Source organism: Streptomyces sp. NPDC005281 (genome assembly GCF_040607495.1).
GTDB lineage: Bacteria > Actinomycetota > Actinomycetes > Streptomycetales > Streptomycetaceae > Streptomyces.
Map to the genome: position 1 here is coordinate 97,579 of NZ_JBEXGX010000026.1, position 19,519 is coordinate 117,097.

The window sequence follows — 19,519 nt, forward strand, 5'->3', positions numbered from 1 at the left end:
GGCACGCGCAGGATCCACAGGAACGAGGACCAGATGACCGACCCCGTGACGCTGCACGACGAGGCCGTGATCGGCGAGTTCGACGCGAAGCGCGCCGAGAACGCCGTACGGGAGCTCCTGATCGCGGTCGGCGAGAACCCGGACCGCGAGGGCCTGCGGGACACGCCGGCACGAGTGGCGAGGGCGTACAAGGAGTTGCTGGCCGGGCTCAGGCAGGCTCCTGAAGACGTGCTGACCACCACGTTCGATCTCGGCCACGACGAGATGGTCCTGGTGAAGGACATCGAAATTGTCAGCCTGTGCGAGCATCACCTGCTTCCGTTCCATGGCGTCGCCCACGTCGGATACATTCCGGCGGAGAGCGGCAAGATCACCGGCCTGTCGAAGCTGGCCCGGCTCGTCGAGGTGTTCGCCCGCCGGCCGCAGGTGCAGGAGCGTCTGACCACTCAGGTCGCCGACTCGTTGATGCGGATTCTCGAGGCGCGCGGCGCAATCGTGGTCATCGAGGCCGAGCACATGTGCATGTCCGTCCGGGGCATCCGCAAGCCCGGAGCCAAGACGACGACCTCGGCGGTACGTGGGCAGCTTCGTGATGCTACGACCCGTCATGAGGCGATGAGTCTGATATTGGCGCGCTGACCTGATTGTCAGTACTGCCCTATACGGTCCCTGGTGAGGCGTCATCGAACGAGGGGGATCGCGATGGGGTACGGGGTGCCCAGCAGGCAGACGGTGAACGGCTTGGACGGCCCCGCGTACGTGTGCGTGACGCTCAGGCCGGAGTCCGCCTGTGGTCGCTGGACGGAGAGCGCACGGTCCCGACGACGGTCACCCATGTGGCGACGGTTCGGACACGGGAGGTCGTCGATGTCGTCACCGATCACTCGGCCTTCACTGTCTCTCCGGACCAGATGCTCCGCACGCCGGACGGCTGGACGCATGCGAGGGAGGCGGGAGGCACGGTCCTCGCCCGGACGCATGCGAGGAAGTTGTGCCGGGAGCGGCTGACCATCAAACCGGGCTACGCGTTCGGATATCGGTGGGCGCAACATGCTCGGACGGCACGGTCGGCACCAACTATGTGTCGCTCGTGGTCAACGACGAAGCGTTCGCGGAGCGGTACGCGCGGTGCCTGTCCAGCGCCACCGGTCTCGGAGCGAGACTCGAACCTGTTACTCGGCCGTCCGGATACCTGTGCCGCGAGGTACCGGGGTTTCGTGTACGCGTCGTCTCGTCCTACCTGGCTGATCTGATGCGTCAGTACGTGGGTGGCGACGCGCACCACATGCGCCAGAGGTTTCCCAGAGGGGTGCTGCGGGACCGGTCGACCTTCGAAGGCTTCCTGGACGGGTATACGGACGGCGACGGGTACCGCAGCAAGACGTGGGCCGGGCGAGTACTGGTCAGTGCGAACGTGCCGTTCCTCACCGACCTGTCGGAGATCGTCGGCGCAAGATTCACCCCGCGTATCCACGGCCCGGCGTCACACCTGGTGGTGGTGGACACCTGGCCGAAGCGGGGCACGTTCAGGCCCGAGCGCCATCCGCTCCAGCTCAGGGAATCCTCCTGGGTCCAGGTCCACGAGGTACGCCGACGAGACCCCGGCAACAAGCCCTGCACGCTCTACGAGTTCCGGCTCGCTCCTTACGACGGCTTCTTGATCAACGGCCATCTCGCTCGGCAGCGCTGGTGACGGCTAGGCCACCGGGGCCGTTCCGTTGCGGTGTTCGTCGTCGTCTTCCGGGAGCTTGCAGACGCGCTCCAGGAAGAAGGCGGCCGCTATCACGCCGATTCCGGCGATGACGGACAGGCCGGCGTAGATGGCCTGGTCGCGGCGGGCGGGGACCTCCAGGGACTCCAGGAGGAACGCGCCGGTGCCGCCGTACATGCCCGCCACCAGGGCGGCCACCAGGGCGCTCGCCTGGCCGAAGACGACCGCGCGGGCGGCCATCAGCGGGTCGACGCCCTTGGCGCCGGGGCGGCGCTCGCGCTGGGCCTTGAGGCGGGCGCGCAGCGACAGGGCCGTCGCGAGGAGGACGATCGCGATCAGGGCGAGGACGATGGGCGCGGCCAGGGGGACCCGGGGCAGCGTGCCCACCGCGTTCCACAGGCGGGCGCCCGCCCAGGACAGCACTCCGGCCACCACGAACACGGCAGCCAGTGTCCTGATCCGCAGCTGTTTCACGTTGCCCCTTCGGTAGCCCGCGTACGGCCGGGGCCCGTGTCGGGCCGGCCGGTGGTCGTCTTGACCTTAACGACTACTCGGGCAGCCGGAGTTCCAGGTCGGCGCGGGCCGCGACACCCTCTTGGGTGATGGTGTCGAGGAGCCGGGCGACGGCGCCGTGGCCGGGGAGCTGTGCCTCGGGGTCCACGTCGTGCCAGGGGGCGAGGACGAAGGCCCGCTCGTGGGCGCGCGGGTGAGGAAGGGTCAGCACCGGGTCGTCCGAGACGACATCGGCGTACGCCACGATGTCCACGTCGATCGTGCGCGCGCCCCAGCGCTCGTCCCGGACCCGGTGGAAGGCCTCCTCGACCGCGTGCGCCCGCTCCAGGAGCGAGGACGGCGGGAGGGTGGTCCTGAGCACCACGACCGCGTTCAGGTACGAGGGCTGGCTGCCCGTCTCGACGCCCCAGGGCTCGGTCTCGTAGACGGGGGAGACGGCTTTGACCCGGACGCCGGGGGTGTCCTCCAGGGCGTCGACGGCTCCCTGGATGGTCTCCAGGCGGTTGCCCAGGTTCGAACCGAGGGAGATCACGGCGCGCTTGGGGTTGCTCAGCGTGGTGTCGGCGGCGTCGACCTGTTCGACCACGGAGGCGGGCACCGGCTGTACGGTCGGGTCGCTCTGACCCTCGGTGAAGGACGCGGTCATACTCGGCTCCGGATGATCGTGACGGTCACGTCGTCGAACGGGACCGTGATGGGCGCGTCCGGTTTGTGGACGCAGACCTCGACCTCCTGGACGACGTCGTGCTTGAGACACGTCCGGGCGATGCGCTCGGCGAGGGTCTCGATGAGATCGACCGGCTCGCCCTCGACCACGGCGACGACCTCTTCCGCCACGATGCCGTAGTGCACGGTCTTCGTCAGGTCGTCGTCGGCCGCGGCCGGCCGGGTGTCCAGGCCCAGAGTCAGGTCCACGATGAAGGTCTGGCCCTCCTCGCGTTCCTTCTCGAAGACGCCGTGGTGCCCGCGGGCCTTGAGGCCGCGCAGCGCGACACGATCCACGCGAATCACTCCTGCAATTGTCGGTGAAGGCCGTCATGAGCCGAATGCGGTCGGCACACGGACCTCGAACGAATCTACCTGCGGGCACCGACAACGCTCGCCCGCGGGGACGGGCGCACCGTGAAGGCCACGAGGCTTCACCGGGTGTTTCCCTTGGGGAACGCGGCGGCTCACGAGCCGGTAGCGCCGCCCCTACCCGGGAGCGGCGATTCCAATCACCTTTTGGTTTCCGGGGGCCCGCACGCGTCAGCCGGCGGTGTCCTCGTCCTCTTCCTCGCCGGATTCGGCCAGCACGGGGGAGGCGTGGTGGGACCAGAGTCTCCAGCCGTCGGCCGTGCGGCGGAACACGTTCGTGGCCACGACCAGCTGGCCGACGAGCGGACCGAGCTCCTCGCCGTCGTCGGGCGCCGGACCGCCGCTGAGGATGTTCTCGGTGCAGGTCACCAGGGCCGTGTCACCGGACACGGAGACGCGCACGTCGGTGAGGAAGAACTGGATGTACTCCGTGTTGGCCATGATCAGCGCGTACGAGCGGAGCACCTCGCCGCGGCCGCTCAGGACGGGCCAGCCCGGGTGGACGCAGGAGACGGCCGTGTCCTCGCCCTCGAATTCGTCGGACGTGTCCGGCGGGACCAGCCACATCGACGACAGTTCCTCGAAGTCACCTCGTTCCATCGCCTCGTAGTACGCCGTATTGGCGAGTTCGACCTGCTCGACGTCGGTTCGCGGTGTGCTCACCGGGCTCCCTCTACGGGCGTGCCGCCGGGAGTGTCGGCCGCGCCGCCGGTCCTGGCGCCCTCGACGGCGCGCGCGACCCGTACGGCGTCGGCGGTGGCCCGTACCTCGTGCACGCGGACCGCCCAGGCGCCCTGCTGGGCGGCGATGGCCGAGACGGCGGCGGTGGCGGCGTCGCGCTCGCGCGCGGGAGGCGGGGCGCCCTCGGGACCGGCCAGGACGCGGCCGAGGAAGCGTTTGCGGGAGGCGGCGACCAGCAGGGGGTGGCCGAGGGCGCGGAGGCGGTCGAGATGGGCCAGGAGGGCCAGGTCGTGCTCGGGGTCCTTGGAGAAGCCGAGTCCCGGGTCGACGACGATGCGGTCGGGGGCGATGCCGCCCGCCAGGACGGCCTCCACGCGCGCGTGGAGTTCGTCGAGGACTTCGGAGACCACGTTCTCGTACGCCCCCTGGATGTTCCCGCCGGCCAGGTAGCCGCGCCAGTGCATGACCACGAAGGGGGCGCCCGCGGCGGCCACGGCCGGGATCATCGCGGGGTCGGCGAGTCCGCCGCTGACGTCGTTGACGAGGGCGGCGCCCGCGGCGAGGGACTGCTCGGCGACGGAGGCGCGCATGGTGTCCACGGACACGGTGACGCCCTCGGAGGCGAGCCCGCGAACCACGGGGATGACCCGCTTGAGCTCCTCGGCCTCGTCGACGCGGGTGGCTCCGGGGCGGGTGGACTCGCCGCCGACGTCCACGAGGTCGGCACCCTCGGCGACCAGGCCGAGGCCGTGCTTGACCGCGGCCGTCGTGTCGAACCAGCGGCCGCCGTCGGAGAAGGAATCGGGGGTGACGTTCACGACCCCCATGACCGCGCAGCGGTCCCACGTCGGCAGTCCCGCGACTCGGCCGCGCCCGCGCTCGATACTCATACGTCCAGCCTAGGCCTCCCGCGGATGGCCTCATCGCCTCCGTGACGGTCCGGTCTCCCACCGAGGGTCTCGTCGCCTTCGTGAGGGTGTGCTCTCCCACGGAGCGTCTCGTCGCCTTCGTGACGGTCCGGTCTGCCACGGAGGCGCTCGTCGCCTTGGTGACGGGCCCTGGAGCGGGCGGGCGCGGAGCCCGCCCGCCGGGGGTTCCTCCGGAGGAGGCCGGCCCGGCGGGCGGTGTCCACCTGGCTCCACCTGGCTACGCCGCCCTGATCCCCCGCTCCGTCGTCGCGTGGGCGCAGGGGCGTGGGGCCTGTGCGCGGCGGCGCAGTATCCGGGGCAGGGCGAAGTTCACGAAGCCCTCGGCCTGCATGGCGGCGAAGCCGATGCGGGGGAGGTCGCGGGAGGCCGCGTAGACCACGAAGCGCGGTTCCCAGCGCGGGCTGAACTTGGCGTTGAACTTGTACAGCGACTCGATCTGGAACCAGCGGGACAGGAACACGAGCAGTCCGCGCCAGGCGCGCAGCACCGGCCCCGCGCCGATCTTCTCGCCGCGCGCGAGCGCCGAGCGGAACATCGCGAAGTTGAGCGAGATGCGCTCGATGCCGAGCCGCGGTGACGCCTGGAGCGCGGCCACGATGAGGAGTTCGTTCATGCCGGGGTCGGCCGCGCGGTCGCGGCGCATGAGGTCGAGCGACACGCCGTCAGGGCCCCACGGCACGAAGTGCAGGACGGCCTTCAGGTCCCCGTACGGGCCGGGCGGGTCGTCGGCCTTGTGCGCCGTGGCGATGAGGCAGTCGTCGTCCGACGGGTCACCGATACGGCCGAGTGCCATGGAGAAGCCGCGCTCGGTGTCGGTGCCGCGCCAGTCCTCCGCCGCGTGCCGTATCCGTTCCAGCTCGCCTTCGCCGAGGTCACGGACACGCCGTACCCGGGTCTCGTAGCCGGCGCGCTCGATGCGCTTGACCATCTGGCGCACGTTTCGCATCGCGCGCCCGGACAGGGAGAAATCCGCGACGTCCACCACCGCCTCGTCGCCGAGTTCGAGGGCGTCGAGGCCGGTTTCGCGGGTCCACACCTCGCCGCCCGTCTCGGAGCAGCCCATGACGGCGGGGGTCCAGGAGTGTGCCTTGGCCTCGTCCATGAAGCGCTCGATCGCGCCGGGCCAGGCCTCCACGTCGCCGATGGGGTCACCGCTGGCGAGCATCACCCCGGAGACGACCCGGTAGGTGACCGCCGCCTTGCCGCTGGGCGAGAAGACGACCGCCTTGTCGCGGCGGAGCGCGAAGTGGCCGAGGGAGTCGCGGCCGCCGTGCTTGTCGAGAAGGACGCGCAGCCGGGCCTCGTCGTCCTCCGTGAGGCGTGCGGCGGGGTGTTCGGGCCGGAAGGCGAGGTAGATGGTGGTGACGGCGGTGAGCCAGCCGAGCGCGCCGAGGGAGAAGGCGACGGTCCAGGACGTCGGACCGGCGTAGTCGACGGGGCCTTCGAAGCCGACCAGGCCGTACAGGACGTGACTGAGCCGGTCGGCCAGGCTCGGGTCGCCGATCATGCGGTCCTCGTGGACGCTGACGATGACGAGTCCGAGGACGAGGGAACCGGCGCCCATGAGAACGAAGTTGGCGAGCGCGCGCCAGCGGCTGCGCGGATCGGGCAGCGCCGCGAACTCGTCGCGGTGGCGCAGCAGCGGTGCGAGCAGTGCCGCCGAGAGGACGACGCCGATCACCGAGTGGCGGTACGCGAACTGCGCGGCGGCACCCGCGGGCAGCAGCAGCACCGCGGCCCGCCAGGCCCGGCGCTTGCGGCGCCGCAGCCCGTGGGCGAGCAGCAGCAGAAGCACACCGGCGCTGAGCGACAGCGCCGCCGCGAACGGCCCGAACGCGCCGGGCAGCACCTCGGCCAGGGCGTGCATACGGCTGTGCCGGAAGCGCGGGAAGACGCCCGCGGCGATGTCCAGGAGACCCACGAGCGTGCAGGCCCTGGCGACCAGTGCGGGGACGGCCTCCGGGCTCGGACCGCGCAGTACGCGCCGCGTCCGGCCTGTTCGGGCTGGAACCCCACCTGACATTTCCCCATCTATCCTGACAGACATCGCATCCCGTGGTTCTGCGAGAGACCTTGAATCCGGTGCCATTCCGGCATCCGGCGACATTGCGCCCTCTAGGACGGTGTCTTGGGGAGACAGGTTCACTCCCTTCCGGAAAGCCGGTTCAAAAGGCAAGGAAAGTCCAGGGCAAGGACTCGCCAATGCGCGGGACGGACCCGGACGGAAAGCGCAGGCGGAGCAACCCATGGGTCTCACGAGCAACAAGGTGCTGGCATTGGTGGTCCTGCTCGCTGTGCTGCTTTTCATCGGCACGGTGTGGTGGTGGCCGCGGCTCGCCAGACGTACCTGGTGGTCCGTCGGCGGCCGTGTCGGACTGCTGCTGGCCACCCAGGTGATGCTGTTCGCCTCGATCGGGCTGTGCGCCAACCAGGCGTTCGGGTTCTATGCCAGCTGGGCGGATCTGCTGGGCAGGGAGAGCGGCGAGGGTGTGGTCGTCGACCACAACGGCGCGGGCGGTCCGGCCGGCGGCCCCCTCCAGGTCGTGGACACCGAGCAGGTGGCCGTCTCGGGCGGGGCCCGGCCGCAGACCGGCGGCCAGATCCAGAAGATCGACATCGTCGGCCGTACGACCCGTATCGCCACACCGGCGTACGTGTACCTGCCGCCTGAGTACTTCCAGCCGCGGTACCGCACCCGTACGTTCCCGGCCGTCACCGTGCTGACCGGCTATCCCGGCACCGCCCAGGCGCTCATCAAGGCCCTGCACTTCCCGCAGACGGCGAATCGTTTGGTCAGGAGCGGCAGGAGCCAGCCGATGATCCTGGTGATGCTGCGGCCGACCGTCGCTCCGCCGCGGGACACCGAGTGCGTGGACATCCCCGGCGGCCCGCGGACCGAGTCCTTTTTCGCCAAGGACCTCCCCGAGGCGGTGTCGGCCCATTACCGGGTGGGCGCGAATGCCCGGAGCTGGGGCATCATCGGCGACTCGACGGGCGGATACTGCGCGCTGAAACTCGCCGTCCACCACCCCGGTGCGTACGCGGCCGGCGTCGGCCTGTCGCCGTACTACAAGGCGCCCATCGACCGCACGACGGGCGATCTCTTCCGCGGTGACAAGGCCCTGCGCGACAGTGCCGACCTGCGCTGGTACCTGAGGAACAAGCCCGCGCCCGACACCTCGCTCCTCGTCACCAGCAGCAGGATGGGCGAATCCAACTACAAGGCCACTCTGGCCTTCATAGACCTCGTGAAATCCAAGAGGCTCACCAGGATCTCGTCGATCATCCTCGACAGCGGCGGCCACAACTTCAACACCTGGCGGCGGGAGATCCCCGCCGCGCTCCAGTGGATCAGCGGACGGCTGAGCGACCGCTGACACGCGCCGCGCCTGGGCCGGGGCGGCCCGGGGCGGCCTAGGGCGGTACGCGTGTGGAGCGGGGCGGTACAGGTGCGGAGCCGTGCCGGGCGGTGTCGCGCCGGGCGGGCGAATTGGGTTGTCCGGCGCGCGGAAATGCCGTCCCGCGCAGGAATGCCGGAGCCCCGGTGATTACGATTCGGGGAACGTTCGGAGCCTGCGGAATTGATCGTGAAGCCGGTGCGATCGGGGGGCGTGGCGGGCTTTGTGGGACAAGGGGTGTGTCCTGTAGGCGGCTGGTACAGGACAAAGCCTCCGGGGAGACTGTGTTTTTACCGTGCGGGGCACCAAGATTCGCCTACGCGCGGTAAGTTTCTGGCCATGCCACGTGGACGCCACCGCCATTCCCCGCCCTTGCACAGGGTGCTGCCTTCTTCGGCGATCGCCGGCGTGTCGCTCGTCTGCGCCATAGGACCCTGGCTGTTCACGGACGCGTTCGCGCTTCGTGTCCTGGCCGCGGGTGCTGCGGCGACGGCGGTCGTCAGCGCGGTCGTCCTGCGCCAATGGGACACCGCGGCGGGCAAACGCGTCGCCGACCTCACGCGCGCGCGGGCGAGCGACGAGTGGCGTTATGAGGAGCGCGTCGCCGAACTGGAGACGGATCTCGAGGAGTCGCGCGAACTGCGCGTCAAGCTGGAGCAGAAGCTGCGCGTCAAGCGCACCGAGCTGGCCGGCCTACGCAATGAGCACGCGGCGCTGCTGCGGCGGTACGCCACGGCCGAGACGGAGCGGGCCACTGCTCTGGAAGGGCGCAGGCAGCTCGCCATAGAGGCTTCGGTACCGGCCCGTGCCCTGCCGGCCGCGCGGACTGCTCCGGACGCGACGGAGACTCAGGACGCCTCCGGCGCACCGGACTCGAACGGCGCGCCGGGCTCCGCGGACTCCTCCGCGCCGGTGGACTCGCCGGACACGTCCGAGGCGGACGAGACGTCCGGGGGACCGGACGCTTCCGCGGACCCGGCACGGTCCGCCGCGTCCGAGGAGACGGCGAAGTCCGAGGGTTCCGGGCACGGGACGTCCGCCTCCGGAAGCGGGACGGACGCCATCGAGGCCTTCATGGCACCCGACGACGACACGGAGTTCTCGAACACCGAGAACGGCGAGGACGCTCCGGACGACCAGGACGCGAAGGCGGAGGCCGGTGCCGGGACCGACGAGTCTTCCGAGGTCTTCTCCCCGGTCGGGTCGTCGCTCTTCCTGCGGGCCGGAGCGGCGCTGAGCCGGACAGCGGGCGACGCCCAGGAGGCGCGAGGCGCCGAGGCCTCGACGGCCTCGACGGCCGTGGCACTCGCGCTGCCGGACTCGGACCCCGACGTGGACCCCGACCCCGACGACGCCGTACCGGCCGCCGTCCCCGACGCCGACTCGGCCCGGACCCCCGACGCCGGCTCGGCGACGGTCAGGTCCCGGAACGACGTGCCCGCTCCCGCCGGGTCCGCGCTGGACGCGGCCGTCAAGCGGGACGCGGCGAAGAAGCGCGCGGCGATGCGGAAGGGCGCGACCGCCACGAAGGAACTGGCCTCCGGGCGGGACGCGGCCGCGAACGGCGAGGCCGCCACGAAGAGCTCTTCGGCCACCGAGGCGGGTCCGTCCGCGGGCTCCGTCGCGGAGGCGGGTGGGGCGCAGGGGAAGCCCGAGGCGGCCCGCGAGCATCAGCGCGCGGCCGCCGAGGCCGAGCCGTCGACGCCCACCGCGCCCGAGACCTCCCGCCGGGCCGTGACGGCGCCGCCGGCCCGGGCGGCGCTTCCGCCCGCCAAGCCCGCCCAGCGCTCCGGGCACTTCACCGTGCCGACGGCGGTGGCCGTCGTCCCGCAGACCGCTCCGGTGCGGCGCCCCTCGGTCGAGGGAGGCTTCGACTTCTTCGGTACGCAGAAGGAGGAGGCCGACGCCGCGGCGATGGAGGCCGTGCAGAACGAGGACCTCGCCGACGTGGTCGGCCAGGAGGCGCTCGCCGTGCACAAGGCCGAGGCCGAGTCCGGGTTCTCGCCCGCGGGCGAGGTCGCGGAGGGTGCCGACCGCCAGGTCATCGACCTGACCGCGCACGACGAGACCGAGCACATCGACATGACGGGGCTGCGGAGCGCGGCTTCCTGAGCCGCCCGCCCGCCGGCTGACATGACGTAGTGGGCGGACACGACGAAGTGAGGGCAGTGGCACCACGCCACTGCCCTCAGCCGTCCGCGCTCCCTGGGCGGAGACCACAACACCCGCCCCCGGCGGCCCACTTGCCGCGACGCACGAGGCGACTTCCCGGGTCCGCTCAGTCGTGAACTCCCCGCCGGAGTGGGAGCTCCGGTCTCAACGCGACCTCACGTCCCTGCGTGAACTCCCGCCAGGGTGAGAGCTGCGGCCCCGGCGTGAACTCCCCCTGGCGTGAACGTTCGGCTCGCGGTGTCTCAGGCCATCCACCGGTCCGGCCGGGCCTCCCGCCGTCCCGTGCGGGACCGGTCCGCCTGTGCCTGGAGAAGCTCCGCCGCCTCCGTGGCGTCCCGCAGCCGAGCCGTCACCGTCTTGCCCGCTCCGGCGTCGATGTGGACGTCGGCGAGCCCCTTGAAGCGCTGCCAGGGCCCCTGCGACAGCCGGACGCTCTGCGCCTTCGCGTGCGGGACGAGGAAGAGGCGGCGCCGCAACAGCCCGCGGCGCGCCGCGAACACGGTGCCGGTGACGGCGAGTCCGTACCCGCGCCACCAGAACGGCACGCACCAGCCGGACCGCCGCGGCGGCCGGTCCAGGGCTGCCGGGACGGTCACGCCGGGCAGCACCGCGGCGATCACGGCGTAGGCGGCCTCGCGCGGAGCGACGGGCACGAGGACCGAGTTGGACGACCCGGCCACGTCCAGCTCGACCCGCACCCATCTGCCGCGCCAGAGCAGGGGTTCGACGATCCGTACGGTCTGCACGCGTCCGGGCGGCACCGTCTCGTGCGTACGGTCCAGGAGCCCGTGATCGATGCGCAGACCGTCGGGCGACTCGCCCACCGTCCAGTCGTACTCGCCGACGAACCGCCCGACGCTGCTCGCGCCCGCCGCGCCGAGCAGGGGCAGTCCGGTCGCGAGGACCGTCCAGGCGCTGTGCGTGGCGAACCACAGCAGCGTGGGGACGACGATCGCGGCGACCAGGGAGGCCCAGGTGGCTCCGGTGAGCAGCAGGGCGGCGGCGAGGACGCCGGGCGGGACGTTCAGCAGCCGCCGGACCGGCGCCTCGCCGACCTCGCGGGCGGCCTCGGGCGCGAACCCGGCCGCCCGGGCCAGGAGTTCGGCGCGCAGCCTGCGGGCCTCGCCCTCGCCCAGGTAGGCCAGCTCGTCCTTCTTGTCGGTCCCGACGACGTCGAGCTTGAGTTTGGCGACCCCCGCGACCCGGGCCAGCAGGGGCTGGGTGATGTCGACGGCCTGGAGCCGTTCGAGCCGGATGTGCGCGGTGCGGCGGAACAACAGGCCGGTACGGATGCGCAGTTCGGTGTCGGTCACCGCGAAGTGGGTGAACCACCAGCTCAGGAAGCCGTAGAGGGCGGCGCCCGGGACGATCACGGCGAGTCCGATGAGCAGCGCGGTCGTCGTGAGCCGGGTGAGCTGCTGCTGTGCCTGGCCCGGGTCGTGGACGGCCCAGCCGGCGAGCACGGCGACCGGGGCCCAGGCACGCCGGAACGGGGTCACGGGGTGCAACCGCCGTTCGGGCAAGGGCTGTTCCTCCAGTGGCTGTTCCTCCTGTACGGAGTCGTCGTCGCCCGGCAGGACCGTCGTACCGGCGGGACCCCCGGGCGCGGCGGACGCGTGTCCCGAGAAGTCCGGGGAGCCAGAGAAGTCCGCGGAGTCCGAGGAGCCCGGTGGAACCGGGGAGTCCGAGGGAGCTGAGAAGTCCGGGGAGTCTGAGAAGTCCGGGGAGTCCGGGGAGGCCGTGCTCACAGGCCCGCCGATCGTGCCTCGCCCAGTTCGGTCAGCCGGTCCCGCAGCCGCTCGGCCTCGGCCGGGTCGAGACCCGGGATGCACGCGTCGGTGGCCGCGGCGGCCGTGTGCAGCTGCACGCTGGCGAGCCCGAAGTGGCGTTCGAGGGGCCCGGAGGTCACCTCGACCAGCTGCATGCGCCCGTACGGCACCACGGTCTCCTCCCGCCACAGCACACCCCGGCTGATCAGCAGGTCGTCCGCGCGTTCGGCGTACCGCCAGGAGCGCCAGTTGCGCCCCAGCATGCGCCAGCCCCACGCGGCCAGGGCGAGTGGCAGCAGCGCGAAGGCCGCCCAGCCCGGACCGGCGAGCAGGGCGAGGGGCAGCCCGACGGTGATCGTCAGGAGTCCCAGCCATACCACCAGCAGTAGTCGTCGCATGCGCAGCAGCCCCGGAGGCAGTCCGGTCCAGACCGGCTCCCCCGGCGCGCTCTCCTCGGTCCGCGCGCTCCCCGTCTCCATGGAGCAAGCGTACGTACGACAGACTGTGTCCATGACTCCTACGACGGAGACCATGGTCGGTATCGGCGGCGCTGCCGAGAGCACCGACATGGTGCTCAACATCGGCCCCCAGCACCCCTCGACCCATGGCGTGCTGAGGCTGCGGCTCGTACTCGACGGTGAGCGGATCCGGCACGCGGAGCCGGTCATCGGCTATATGCACCGCGGCGCCGAGAAGCTCTTCGAGGCGCGCGACTACCGTCAGATCATCATGCTGGCCAACCGCCACGACTGGCTGTCGGCCTTCTCGAACGAGCTGGGCGTCGTCCTGGCCGTGGAGCGGATGCTCGGCATGGAGGTCCCCGCGCGCGCGGTGTGGATGCGCACGCTGCTCGCGGAGCTCAACCGGGTCCTCAACCACCTGATGTTCCTCGGCTCCTATCCCCTGGAGCTGGGCGGGATCACCCCGATCTTCTACGCCTTCACGGAGCGCGAGGAGCTCCAGCACGTCATGGAGGAGATCTCCGGCGGGCGCATGCACTACATGTTCAACCGCGTCGGCGGCCTCAAGGAGGACCTCCCGGCCGGATGGGCCACACGCGCGCGTGCCTGCGTCGCCGCCCTGCGCTCGCGGATGGGCGTGTACGACGAGCTGGTGCTCGGCAACGAGATCTTCCGTGGGCGTACGCGCGGTGTGGGCGTCCTCGCGCCGGAGGCCGTGCACGCGTACGGCGTGAGCGGACCCATCGCGCGCGCTTCGGGCGTCGACTTCGACCTGCGCCGCGATGAGCCCTACCTCGCGTACGGCGAGCTCCAGGAAACCCTGAAGGTCGTCACGCGCCAGGAGGGCGACTGTCTGGCCCGCTTCGAGTGTCTCCTGGAGCAGACCCACGTCTCCCTGGACCTCGCGGACGCCTGCCTCGACCGGCTCGCCGAGCTGGCGCCCGGTCCGATCAACCAGCGCCTGCCGAAGGTCCTGAAGGCGCCCGAGGGACACACGTACGCCTGGACCGAGAACCCCCTCGGCATCAACGGCTACTACCTCGTCAGCAAGGGCGAGAAGACCCCGTACCGGCTGAAGCTGCGCTCCGCCTCGTTCAACAACATCCAGGCGCTCACCGAGCTGCTGCCCGGGACGCTGGTCGCCGACATGGTGGCGATCCTGGGGTCACTGTTCTTCGTGGTCGGGGACATCGACAAGTAGGCGTCCGTGGCCGGAGGCGCCGGTCGGCGGGGTTTCGCCCAGGACGGCGTCGGGGAAGTCCCGGAGCCCGTCGGGGAGGCCGACGGGCTGGAGCAGCCAGCCGAAGTCGCCGAGCCCGCCAGGCGCGGTCAGTTCGGCCCCCTGCCCGGCGCCCGCCAGAGCGCGTACGTAGGCGGCCGGGTCGGTCGAGGCGAGCGCGAGCGGGGGGCGGGCGCCGTTCACGCCCAGCGCGCGCAGCGCCGCGCGCTGGGTCAGCACGCGCCCCCCGGGCAGAGCGCACGCGTCGAGCGCCACATGGGCGGTGATGTCGCACGAGCCGTCCGGCGCCGGCGCGGTCTCGCGGCCTTCCCGGAATCCGGTGAGAGTGCCGAAGGGCGGCCGGCCGCCCGCGAAGTGCGTGTAGTCGACGGCGACGGCGAGACCTCGGTCGAGCGCGGACACCGCGGAGGCCCAGGCGAGGTCCCGGGGGAGCCCGATCTCGGCCCGGGCGCCCTCGGCGGGTGCGAGGAGCGCGCCGTGAGACGCGCCCGCCCCCGGTGGACGGGGTGCTTCTGGTGCGGACGCGGGGTCCGGCGGCGCCGCCGGTGGCTGGGGTGCCTCCTGAGTGGGCGCGGGGTCCGAAGGCGGTCCCGGTGGCCGGGGTGCCTCATGGATGGGCGCGGGGTCCGGGGGCGTTTGCGTGGGGTGGGGTGCCTCGTGGCGGGGCGTGGCGTCCGGCGGCGGTCCTGACGCGGGCCGGGCGCCCGTCGGTGGCCACCACCAGGTCCGCAGCCACCGGGCGTCCTCGCCGGTGACGGGCTCCCCGAGACGTTCGGTTCCGTCGTCGCGGACCAGGACCAGCCGCGGCACGCCGTCCGGGCCCGCCTCGGCGACGTCCACGGGCACGTTGTCCAGCCACTCGTTGGCGAACAGCAGCCCGGTGATCCCCCGCGGCGGCTCGTTGAGCCATGCGATCCGGGGGTCGAGGCCGGCCGGCCGCTCCGCCCGCTCGACCGCGTACGCGCGCGTACGGGCTGCCACGTCGGCCGGGAGGGCGGCGAGGACGCCGGTCACCAGCTCACCGCGGCCGGCCGCCATGTCGACGAAGGTCAGCGGGTCCGGGTGGCCGAGCACCGCGTCGAGGTGGCACAGCAGCCGCGCCACGGCGCCCGCGAACAGCGGGGAGGCGTGCACCGAGGTCCGGAAATGCCCTGCCGGTCCCTCGGGCCGGCGATAGAAGCCCGAGGGGCCGTACAGCGCCTCCTCGGTCGCCTCACGCCACCCACGCCACTCATCCGCCGCCGCACGTTCCACGGGGCCAGGCTAAGCGGTGCCGGGGCCGGGCCCGTCCGGATGGGATCGTGGCTCCGGAGCCTGGCCTGCCAGGGCCGGATGGTGGCTCCGGTGCCGGGGCCGTCCGGATCGGGTGGCGTTCGCGGGCCGGTCCCGGAGGGTGCCCCTGAGCGTCCCGCAGCAGGGGGCATCCACCTTGGGGAGTACGAGGGGAGCTCCCGGATCGGTCCTCCGGTTGACCCGGGCACACCGCGCGCCTCCCTACTCTGGGTTACGTGCAACGCCTCTATGACCTTCTCCGCAGGTACCCGACATGGGTCGACAGCTTCTGGGCCGTCGCCCTGCTCGGGATCTCCTGGGTGAGCATCAGCAACGTCAACGGCCCCGCGGACGGACGGCCGTCGACCGCCGTGGCGCTCCCGATCGCCGTGGCGCTGAGCGCGGTGGTCGCGCTGCGCCGCCGCATGCCGGAGAAGATGCTTGTCCTGGCCGTGCTGGCAGGTCTCGCGCAGCTGCTCCTCGACGTGCCTTCGGCGCCAGAGGACTTCGCGATGCTGGTGATCATCTACACCGTCGCCGCGAACGGCGCCCGCTGGGCCTCCCGGCTCGCGCTGATCGGAGGCCTGTGCGCGGGCACGATCGCGCAGCTGCGCTGGCCCGTGACCGAGACCAGCGGGCCCGGAGGCGTCTTCATAGCGATCTTCCAGACCGTCCCGTTCGCGCTCGCCTGGGTACTCGGCGACTCGATCCGCACCCGTCGCGCCTACCTCGCGCAGCTGGAGGAGCGCGCCGCCCGCCTGGAGAAGGAGCGCGAGGCGCAGGCCAAGGTCGCGGTCGCGGCCGAGCGAGCCCGGATCGCGCGCGAGCTGCACGACGTCGTCGCGCACAACGTCTCGGTGATGGTGGTCCAGGCCGATGGCGCCGCGTACGTCATGGACACCGCCCCGGACCAGGCCAGGAAGGCCTTGGAGACCATCTCCGGGACCGGCAGGCAGGCCCTCGCCGAGATGCGCCGGCTGCTCGGCGTCCTGCGCACCGGCGAGCACCAGGAGGGCGGCGAGTACGTGCCGCAGCCCGACGTCGAGCAGCTCGACGATCTCATCGAGCAGTGCCGCACCTCGGGTCTGCCCGTCGACTTCAAGGTGGAGGGCACCCCGCGCCCCCTGCCCAGCGGTGTGGAGCTCACGGCGTACCGCATCGTCCAGGAGGCGCTGACCAACACCCGCAAGCACGGAGGCCCGAACGCCGGTGCCAGCGTTCGTCTGGTCTACTTCGACGACGGCCTCGGCCTGCTCGTCGAGGACGACGGCAAGGGTGCCCCCCACGAGCTGTACGAGGAGGGCGGCGCCGACGGGCAGGGCCACGGTCTGATCGGCATGCGGGAGCGCGTCGGCATGGTCGGCGGCACCCTGGACACCGGGCCGCGGCCCGGCGGGGGGTTCCGCATCAGTGCCCTGCTGCCGCTCAAAGCGGCCCACTGACACCTGTACACACCCGGTCCTCGTGACCGGTCCACCTGTAGTCACCCGGTCCTCGTGACCGGCTCCGACGAAGTGAAAGGCCCCCGATGGCGATCCGCGTGATGCTCGTCGACGACCAGGTGCTGCTGCGCACCGGCTTCCGGATGGTGCTCGCCGCCCAGCCGGACATGGAGGTCGTGGCCGAGGCGGGCGACGGCGTCGAGGCCCTCCAGGTGCTGAGCGCCACCGAGGTCGACGTGGTCCTGATGGACGTCCGTATGCCGAAGCTCGACGGTGTGGAGACCACCCGCCGCATCTGCTCGGACCCGAATCCGCCGAAGGTGCTGATCCTCACCACGTTCGACCTCGACGAGTACGCGTTCTCCGGACTGAAGGCGGGCGCGTCCGGCTTCATGCTCAAGGACGTGCCCCCGGCCGAGCTGCTCGCCGCCATCCGTTCCGTGCACAGCGGCGACGCCGTGGTCGCGCCGTCCACCACCCGGCGCCTGCTCGACCGGTTCGCGCCGCTGCTGCCCAACACCGGCAACGAGCCCCGGCACAAGGGCCTCGAGCGGCTCACGGAGCGCGAGCGCGAGGTCATGATCCTCGTCGCGCAGGGCCTGTCCAACGGGGAGATCGCGGCCCGACTGGTCCTCTCGGAGGCCACCGTGAAGACCCACGTCGGGCGCATCCTCACCAAGCTGGGACTGCGCGACCGCGTCCAGGTGGTAGTCCTCGCCTACGAGACGGGGCTCGTCCGGGCGGGCGGGCTCGGCTGAGGCTCCCGGCCGAACCCCTCAGCCCGCGCAGCACCCGCGCCGCATCCAGCAGCCCGTACCCGCGCCGCGCCCGGCAGCCCGTGCCGCGCCCGCGACGCGTCCTCAGTCCGTGAGGTGACCCCCGGCCCGCGCCGGGGCGTGACCGGGATGTGACCGGCACGCACTAGGGTCTGCCCATGCTCCTGTGGATCAACGGGCCCTTCGGGGGCGGTAAGACACAGACCGCACACGAGATCCGGCGCCGGCTGCCCGGCAGCGTCATCTGCGATCCGGAACACGCCGGTTTCGGCCTGCGCCGTATGCTCCCGCCCGAACTTCGCGGAGATTTCCAGGAGTTGCGGTCCTGGCGGCAGGGTGTGGTCGAGGTGCTCGACCTCGCGCTCGGCGAACGGGACGGCGTGGTCATCGCCCCCATGACGGTCACGAACCCCGAACACTTCGGGGAGACGGTCGGGCGGCTGCGCGAACTGGGCCACGACGTACGGCACTTCACGCTGCTGGCCGAGCGCGAGACGGTCCTCCGGCGGCTGCGCGAACGCGGCTTCGGACACTTCGTGGGCCGGGTCGCCGGGCAGGACACCCCGCCGCGGCGCGAGAGCTGGGCCGTCGGACAGCTCGACCACTGCCTGGAGCGGCTGCGCGAACCGGAGTTCGCCGAGCATCTGTGGACCGACCGGACGACGGTCGCGAGGACCGCCGACCGGATAGCCGTCCTCGCGGGGCTGACGCTCACGCCGAACCGGGACGGTGCCCTGCGCGGACGTCTGCGGCGGGCGCGGACGAGCGTGCGCCACATCCGCTTCGACTGAACCGGAGGCGCGGACCGCTTCGGCCGGGCCGTCCCGGGCCGCCCCACAGGCTCTCAGCGCAGGAGCCCCTCCAGGAAATCGCTGCCCAGCCGGGCCACCACTCCCACGTCGAGCTGGTGCAGCACGTACCGGCCGCGGCGCCGCGTGGTGATCAGGCCCGCCTTCTTGAGCACGCTCAGGTGCCGGGATATCTCGGGCGCGGTCATGCCGTGCACCTGCGCCAGCTCGCCGGTGGTGTACGCGCTGCGCGCCAGATGGCGGCAGATGCGCATCCGGACCGGGTGGGACAGGGCGCTCATCCGCAGGGTGAGCTGTTCCACGGAGGGCGGGGCGGCGAGCTCGGGGGAGCTGACGGGGTAGTGCAGCACCGGCTGCCACCCGTACCGGTGCAGCACCATCAGGTGCGGACGGCCGAGGCTGGTGGGGACGAGGAGCAGACCGCCGCCGGCCGTGACCGTGCTTCCCTCGGTCAGCTTGTCGACGGTGATGATCCGCGCCGTCTCGTCCAGGGACAGGGCGGGGGAGACGGAGGCCAGCGCCTCGGACAGGCCCTTGTGCCGGAGCAGATCCGTCTTGTGGCGGGCTTCCGCCGCGAGCGGGTGGCGCAGCCGGGACCAGGTCTCGGCGAAGAAGGCCTCGTCGCAGTCCTCGAGGAACTGCCGCAGCCACGCCCGTACGCCCGGCGGGTCCACCAGCAGCCGCTCGGTGAAGCGCGTCTGCTGCGGTCCCCTGGACGCGGCCAGGTCCACGGCGCGCCGCTGGACCTCGGGGTCGGACAGGGCGTGCGGCCCCTCGGTGCCGTAGGCCAGCGCGCAGGTGAACTCCAGGGCCGCGTCCACGAATTGCTCGTCGGTGAGCTTGTCCAGCAGGTCCAGGTCCTCGGCGAGCGTCGCGCCGGGCAGGGAGGCCCCGCCCGGGACACCCGCGCAGGGCAGGAACAGGTCCGAGAACGTCGTACGCCACAGGAAGTCCGCCTCGCACATCCGGTCCGCGAGATGCGGATCGAGCCGGGCCGTCACCCCCGTCACCCAGCCCTGGAGCCCGGGGTGGTGTCCCGGCTCCGCCAGCGCGTGCAGCGCCATCCCCAGCTCGGCCAGGGGCGAGGGCACGACGGCGGTCCGCTCCGGCCTCAGCCCGCCGATGTCGATGCGCACACTCATGCCCCCATGGTGCACTCCGCCACCGACAGCGGCTGTCGCCCCGATTGACGGTGGCCGTCCCGTCGCCACGGTGTCGACGGTCGCCGACCACCTCGACCACATGCGCGAGGTCGCCGGCATCGACCAC

At 72.0% G+C, this 19,519-nt stretch carries 19 protein-coding genes; 8 read left to right on the forward strand and 11 right to left on the reverse strand.

Features of this window, described 5'->3' with window-relative positions; translation table 11 throughout:
* Positions 1 to 33: 33 nt before the first annotated feature.
* Positions 34 to 639: a GTP cyclohydrolase I FolE gene (folE, locus tag ABZV42_RS30750; RefSeq protein ID WP_355988450.1), complete on the forward strand. Its 606-nt coding sequence runs from the start codon at positions 34 to 36 to the stop codon at positions 637 to 639.
* A 41-nt stretch (positions 640 to 680) separates the two neighbouring features.
* Here folE and ABZV42_RS30755 read toward each other — a convergent pair whose 3' ends face one another.
* Positions 681 to 836: a hypothetical protein gene (locus ABZV42_RS30755; protein WP_356054641.1), complete on the reverse strand. Its 156-nt coding sequence runs from the start codon at positions 834 to 836 to the stop codon at positions 681 to 683.
* 203 nt (positions 837 to 1,039) lie between these two features.
* On the opposite strand from ABZV42_RS30755, the gene ABZV42_RS30760 reads away from it, so the two are divergent.
* Positions 1,040 to 1,693: a hypothetical protein gene (locus tag ABZV42_RS30760; RefSeq protein WP_356054643.1), complete on the forward strand. Its 654-nt coding sequence runs from the start codon at positions 1,040 to 1,042 to the stop codon at positions 1,691 to 1,693.
* Positions 1,694 to 1,696: 3 nt separating this feature from the next.
* On the opposite strand, the gene ABZV42_RS30765 is transcribed toward ABZV42_RS30760, so the two are convergent.
* The 6 genes from ABZV42_RS30765 to ABZV42_RS30790 form a co-directional block, all read right to left on the reverse strand.
* Positions 1,697 to 2,185 carry a DUF3180 domain-containing protein gene (locus tag ABZV42_RS30765; RefSeq protein WP_355988446.1) on the reverse strand — a complete coding sequence of 163 codons (489 nt, stop codon included), beginning with the start codon at positions 2,183 to 2,185 and terminating at the stop codon, positions 1,697 to 1,699.
* Between the two features lie 73 nt (positions 2,186 to 2,258).
* Entirely contained in the window at positions 2,259 to 2,870 is a 612-nt protein-coding gene (folK, locus tag ABZV42_RS30770) for a 2-amino-4-hydroxy-6-hydroxymethyldihydropteridine diphosphokinase (RefSeq protein WP_355988444.1), read from the reverse strand.
* Positions 2,867 to 3,226 (reverse strand): dihydroneopterin aldolase, encoded by a 360-nt coding sequence (gene folB, locus ABZV42_RS30775; protein WP_355988441.1) that lies wholly within the window; start codon positions 3,224 to 3,226, stop codon positions 2,867 to 2,869. The genes folK and folB overlap by 4 nt, the downstream gene beginning before the upstream one ends.
* A 246-nt stretch (positions 3,227 to 3,472) precedes the next feature.
* On the reverse strand, positions 3,473 to 3,964 hold the full coding sequence (locus ABZV42_RS30780; protein WP_355988438.1) for a nuclear transport factor 2 family protein: 492 nt from the start codon (positions 3,962 to 3,964) through the stop codon (positions 3,473 to 3,475).
* On the reverse strand, positions 3,961 to 4,872 hold the full coding sequence (gene folP / locus ABZV42_RS30785) for a dihydropteroate synthase (RefSeq protein ID WP_356054645.1): 912 nt from the start codon (positions 4,870 to 4,872) through the stop codon (positions 3,961 to 3,963). The genes ABZV42_RS30780 and folP overlap by 4 nt, the downstream gene beginning before the upstream one ends.
* A 256-nt stretch (positions 4,873 to 5,128) precedes the next feature.
* The gene (locus tag ABZV42_RS30790; protein WP_356054647.1) at positions 5,129 to 6,934 is read right to left on the reverse strand and encodes a phosphatidylglycerol lysyltransferase domain-containing protein; all 1,806 of its coding nucleotides are present in this window, start codon (positions 6,932 to 6,934) and stop codon (positions 5,129 to 5,131) included.
* Between the two features lie 223 nt (positions 6,935 to 7,157).
* Between ABZV42_RS30790 and ABZV42_RS30795 the strand changes: the two genes are divergently transcribed.
* Positions 7,158 to 8,288: an alpha/beta hydrolase-fold protein gene (locus ABZV42_RS30795; RefSeq protein ID WP_355988429.1), complete on the forward strand. Its 1,131-nt coding sequence runs from the start codon at positions 7,158 to 7,160 to the stop codon at positions 8,286 to 8,288.
* A gap of 360 nt (positions 8,289 to 8,648) precedes the next feature.
* Complete coding sequence (locus tag ABZV42_RS30800) at positions 8,649 to 10,421, forward strand: hypothetical protein (protein ID WP_356054650.1); 1,773 nt, start codon at positions 8,649 to 8,651, stop codon at positions 10,419 to 10,421.
* Positions 10,422 to 10,723: 302 nt separating this feature from the next.
* On the opposite strand, the gene ABZV42_RS30805 is transcribed toward ABZV42_RS30800, so the two are convergent.
* Entirely contained in the window at positions 10,724 to 12,058 is a 1,335-nt protein-coding gene (locus ABZV42_RS30805) for a PH domain-containing protein (RefSeq protein WP_355988500.1), read from the reverse strand.
* A 167-nt stretch (positions 12,059 to 12,225) separates the two neighbouring features.
* Positions 12,226 to 12,729: a PH domain-containing protein gene (locus ABZV42_RS30810; RefSeq protein ID WP_355988424.1), complete on the reverse strand. Its 504-nt coding sequence runs from the start codon at positions 12,727 to 12,729 to the stop codon at positions 12,226 to 12,228.
* 31 nt (positions 12,730 to 12,760) lie between these two features.
* Here ABZV42_RS30810 and ABZV42_RS30815 point away from each other — a divergent pair, with 31 nt between their 5' ends.
* A complete protein-coding gene (locus ABZV42_RS30815; RefSeq protein ID WP_355988421.1) occupies positions 12,761 to 13,912 on the forward strand; it encodes an NADH-quinone oxidoreductase subunit D in 1,152 nt (383 codons plus the stop codon).
* Here the strand turns inward: ABZV42_RS30815 and ABZV42_RS30820 are convergent.
* Positions 13,877 to 15,205 (reverse strand): SAM-dependent methyltransferase, encoded by a 1,329-nt coding sequence (locus ABZV42_RS30820; RefSeq protein ID WP_356054652.1) that lies wholly within the window; start codon positions 15,203 to 15,205, stop codon positions 13,877 to 13,879. The two genes, ABZV42_RS30815 and ABZV42_RS30820, sit on opposite strands and share 36 nt — an antisense overlap.
* A gap of 254 nt (positions 15,206 to 15,459) precedes the next feature.
* Here ABZV42_RS30820 and ABZV42_RS30825 point away from each other — a divergent pair, with 254 nt between their 5' ends.
* The 3 genes from ABZV42_RS30825 to ABZV42_RS30835 all read left to right on the forward strand — a co-directional run bounded on the left by ABZV42_RS30825 (position 15,460) and on the right by ABZV42_RS30835 (position 18,232).
* Entirely contained in the window at positions 15,460 to 16,665 is a 1,206-nt protein-coding gene (locus ABZV42_RS30825; protein ID WP_355988416.1) for a sensor histidine kinase, read from the forward strand.
* Positions 16,666 to 16,751: 86 nt separating this feature from the next.
* The gene (locus tag ABZV42_RS30830; RefSeq protein ID WP_355988413.1) at positions 16,752 to 17,423 is read left to right on the forward strand and encodes a response regulator transcription factor; all 672 of its coding nucleotides are present in this window, start codon (positions 16,752 to 16,754) and stop codon (positions 17,421 to 17,423) included.
* A gap of 176 nt (positions 17,424 to 17,599) precedes the next feature.
* Positions 17,600 to 18,232 (forward strand): AAA family ATPase, encoded by a 633-nt coding sequence (locus ABZV42_RS30835; RefSeq protein ID WP_355988411.1) that lies wholly within the window; start codon positions 17,600 to 17,602, stop codon positions 18,230 to 18,232.
* Positions 18,233 to 18,285: 53 nt separating this feature from the next.
* On the opposite strand, the gene ABZV42_RS30840 is transcribed toward ABZV42_RS30835, so the two are convergent.
* Positions 18,286 to 19,392 carry a DUF5937 family protein gene (locus tag ABZV42_RS30840; RefSeq protein WP_355988408.1) on the reverse strand — a complete coding sequence of 369 codons (1,107 nt, stop codon included), beginning with the start codon at positions 19,390 to 19,392 and terminating at the stop codon, positions 18,286 to 18,288.
* Positions 19,393 to 19,519 lie beyond the last annotated feature (127 nt).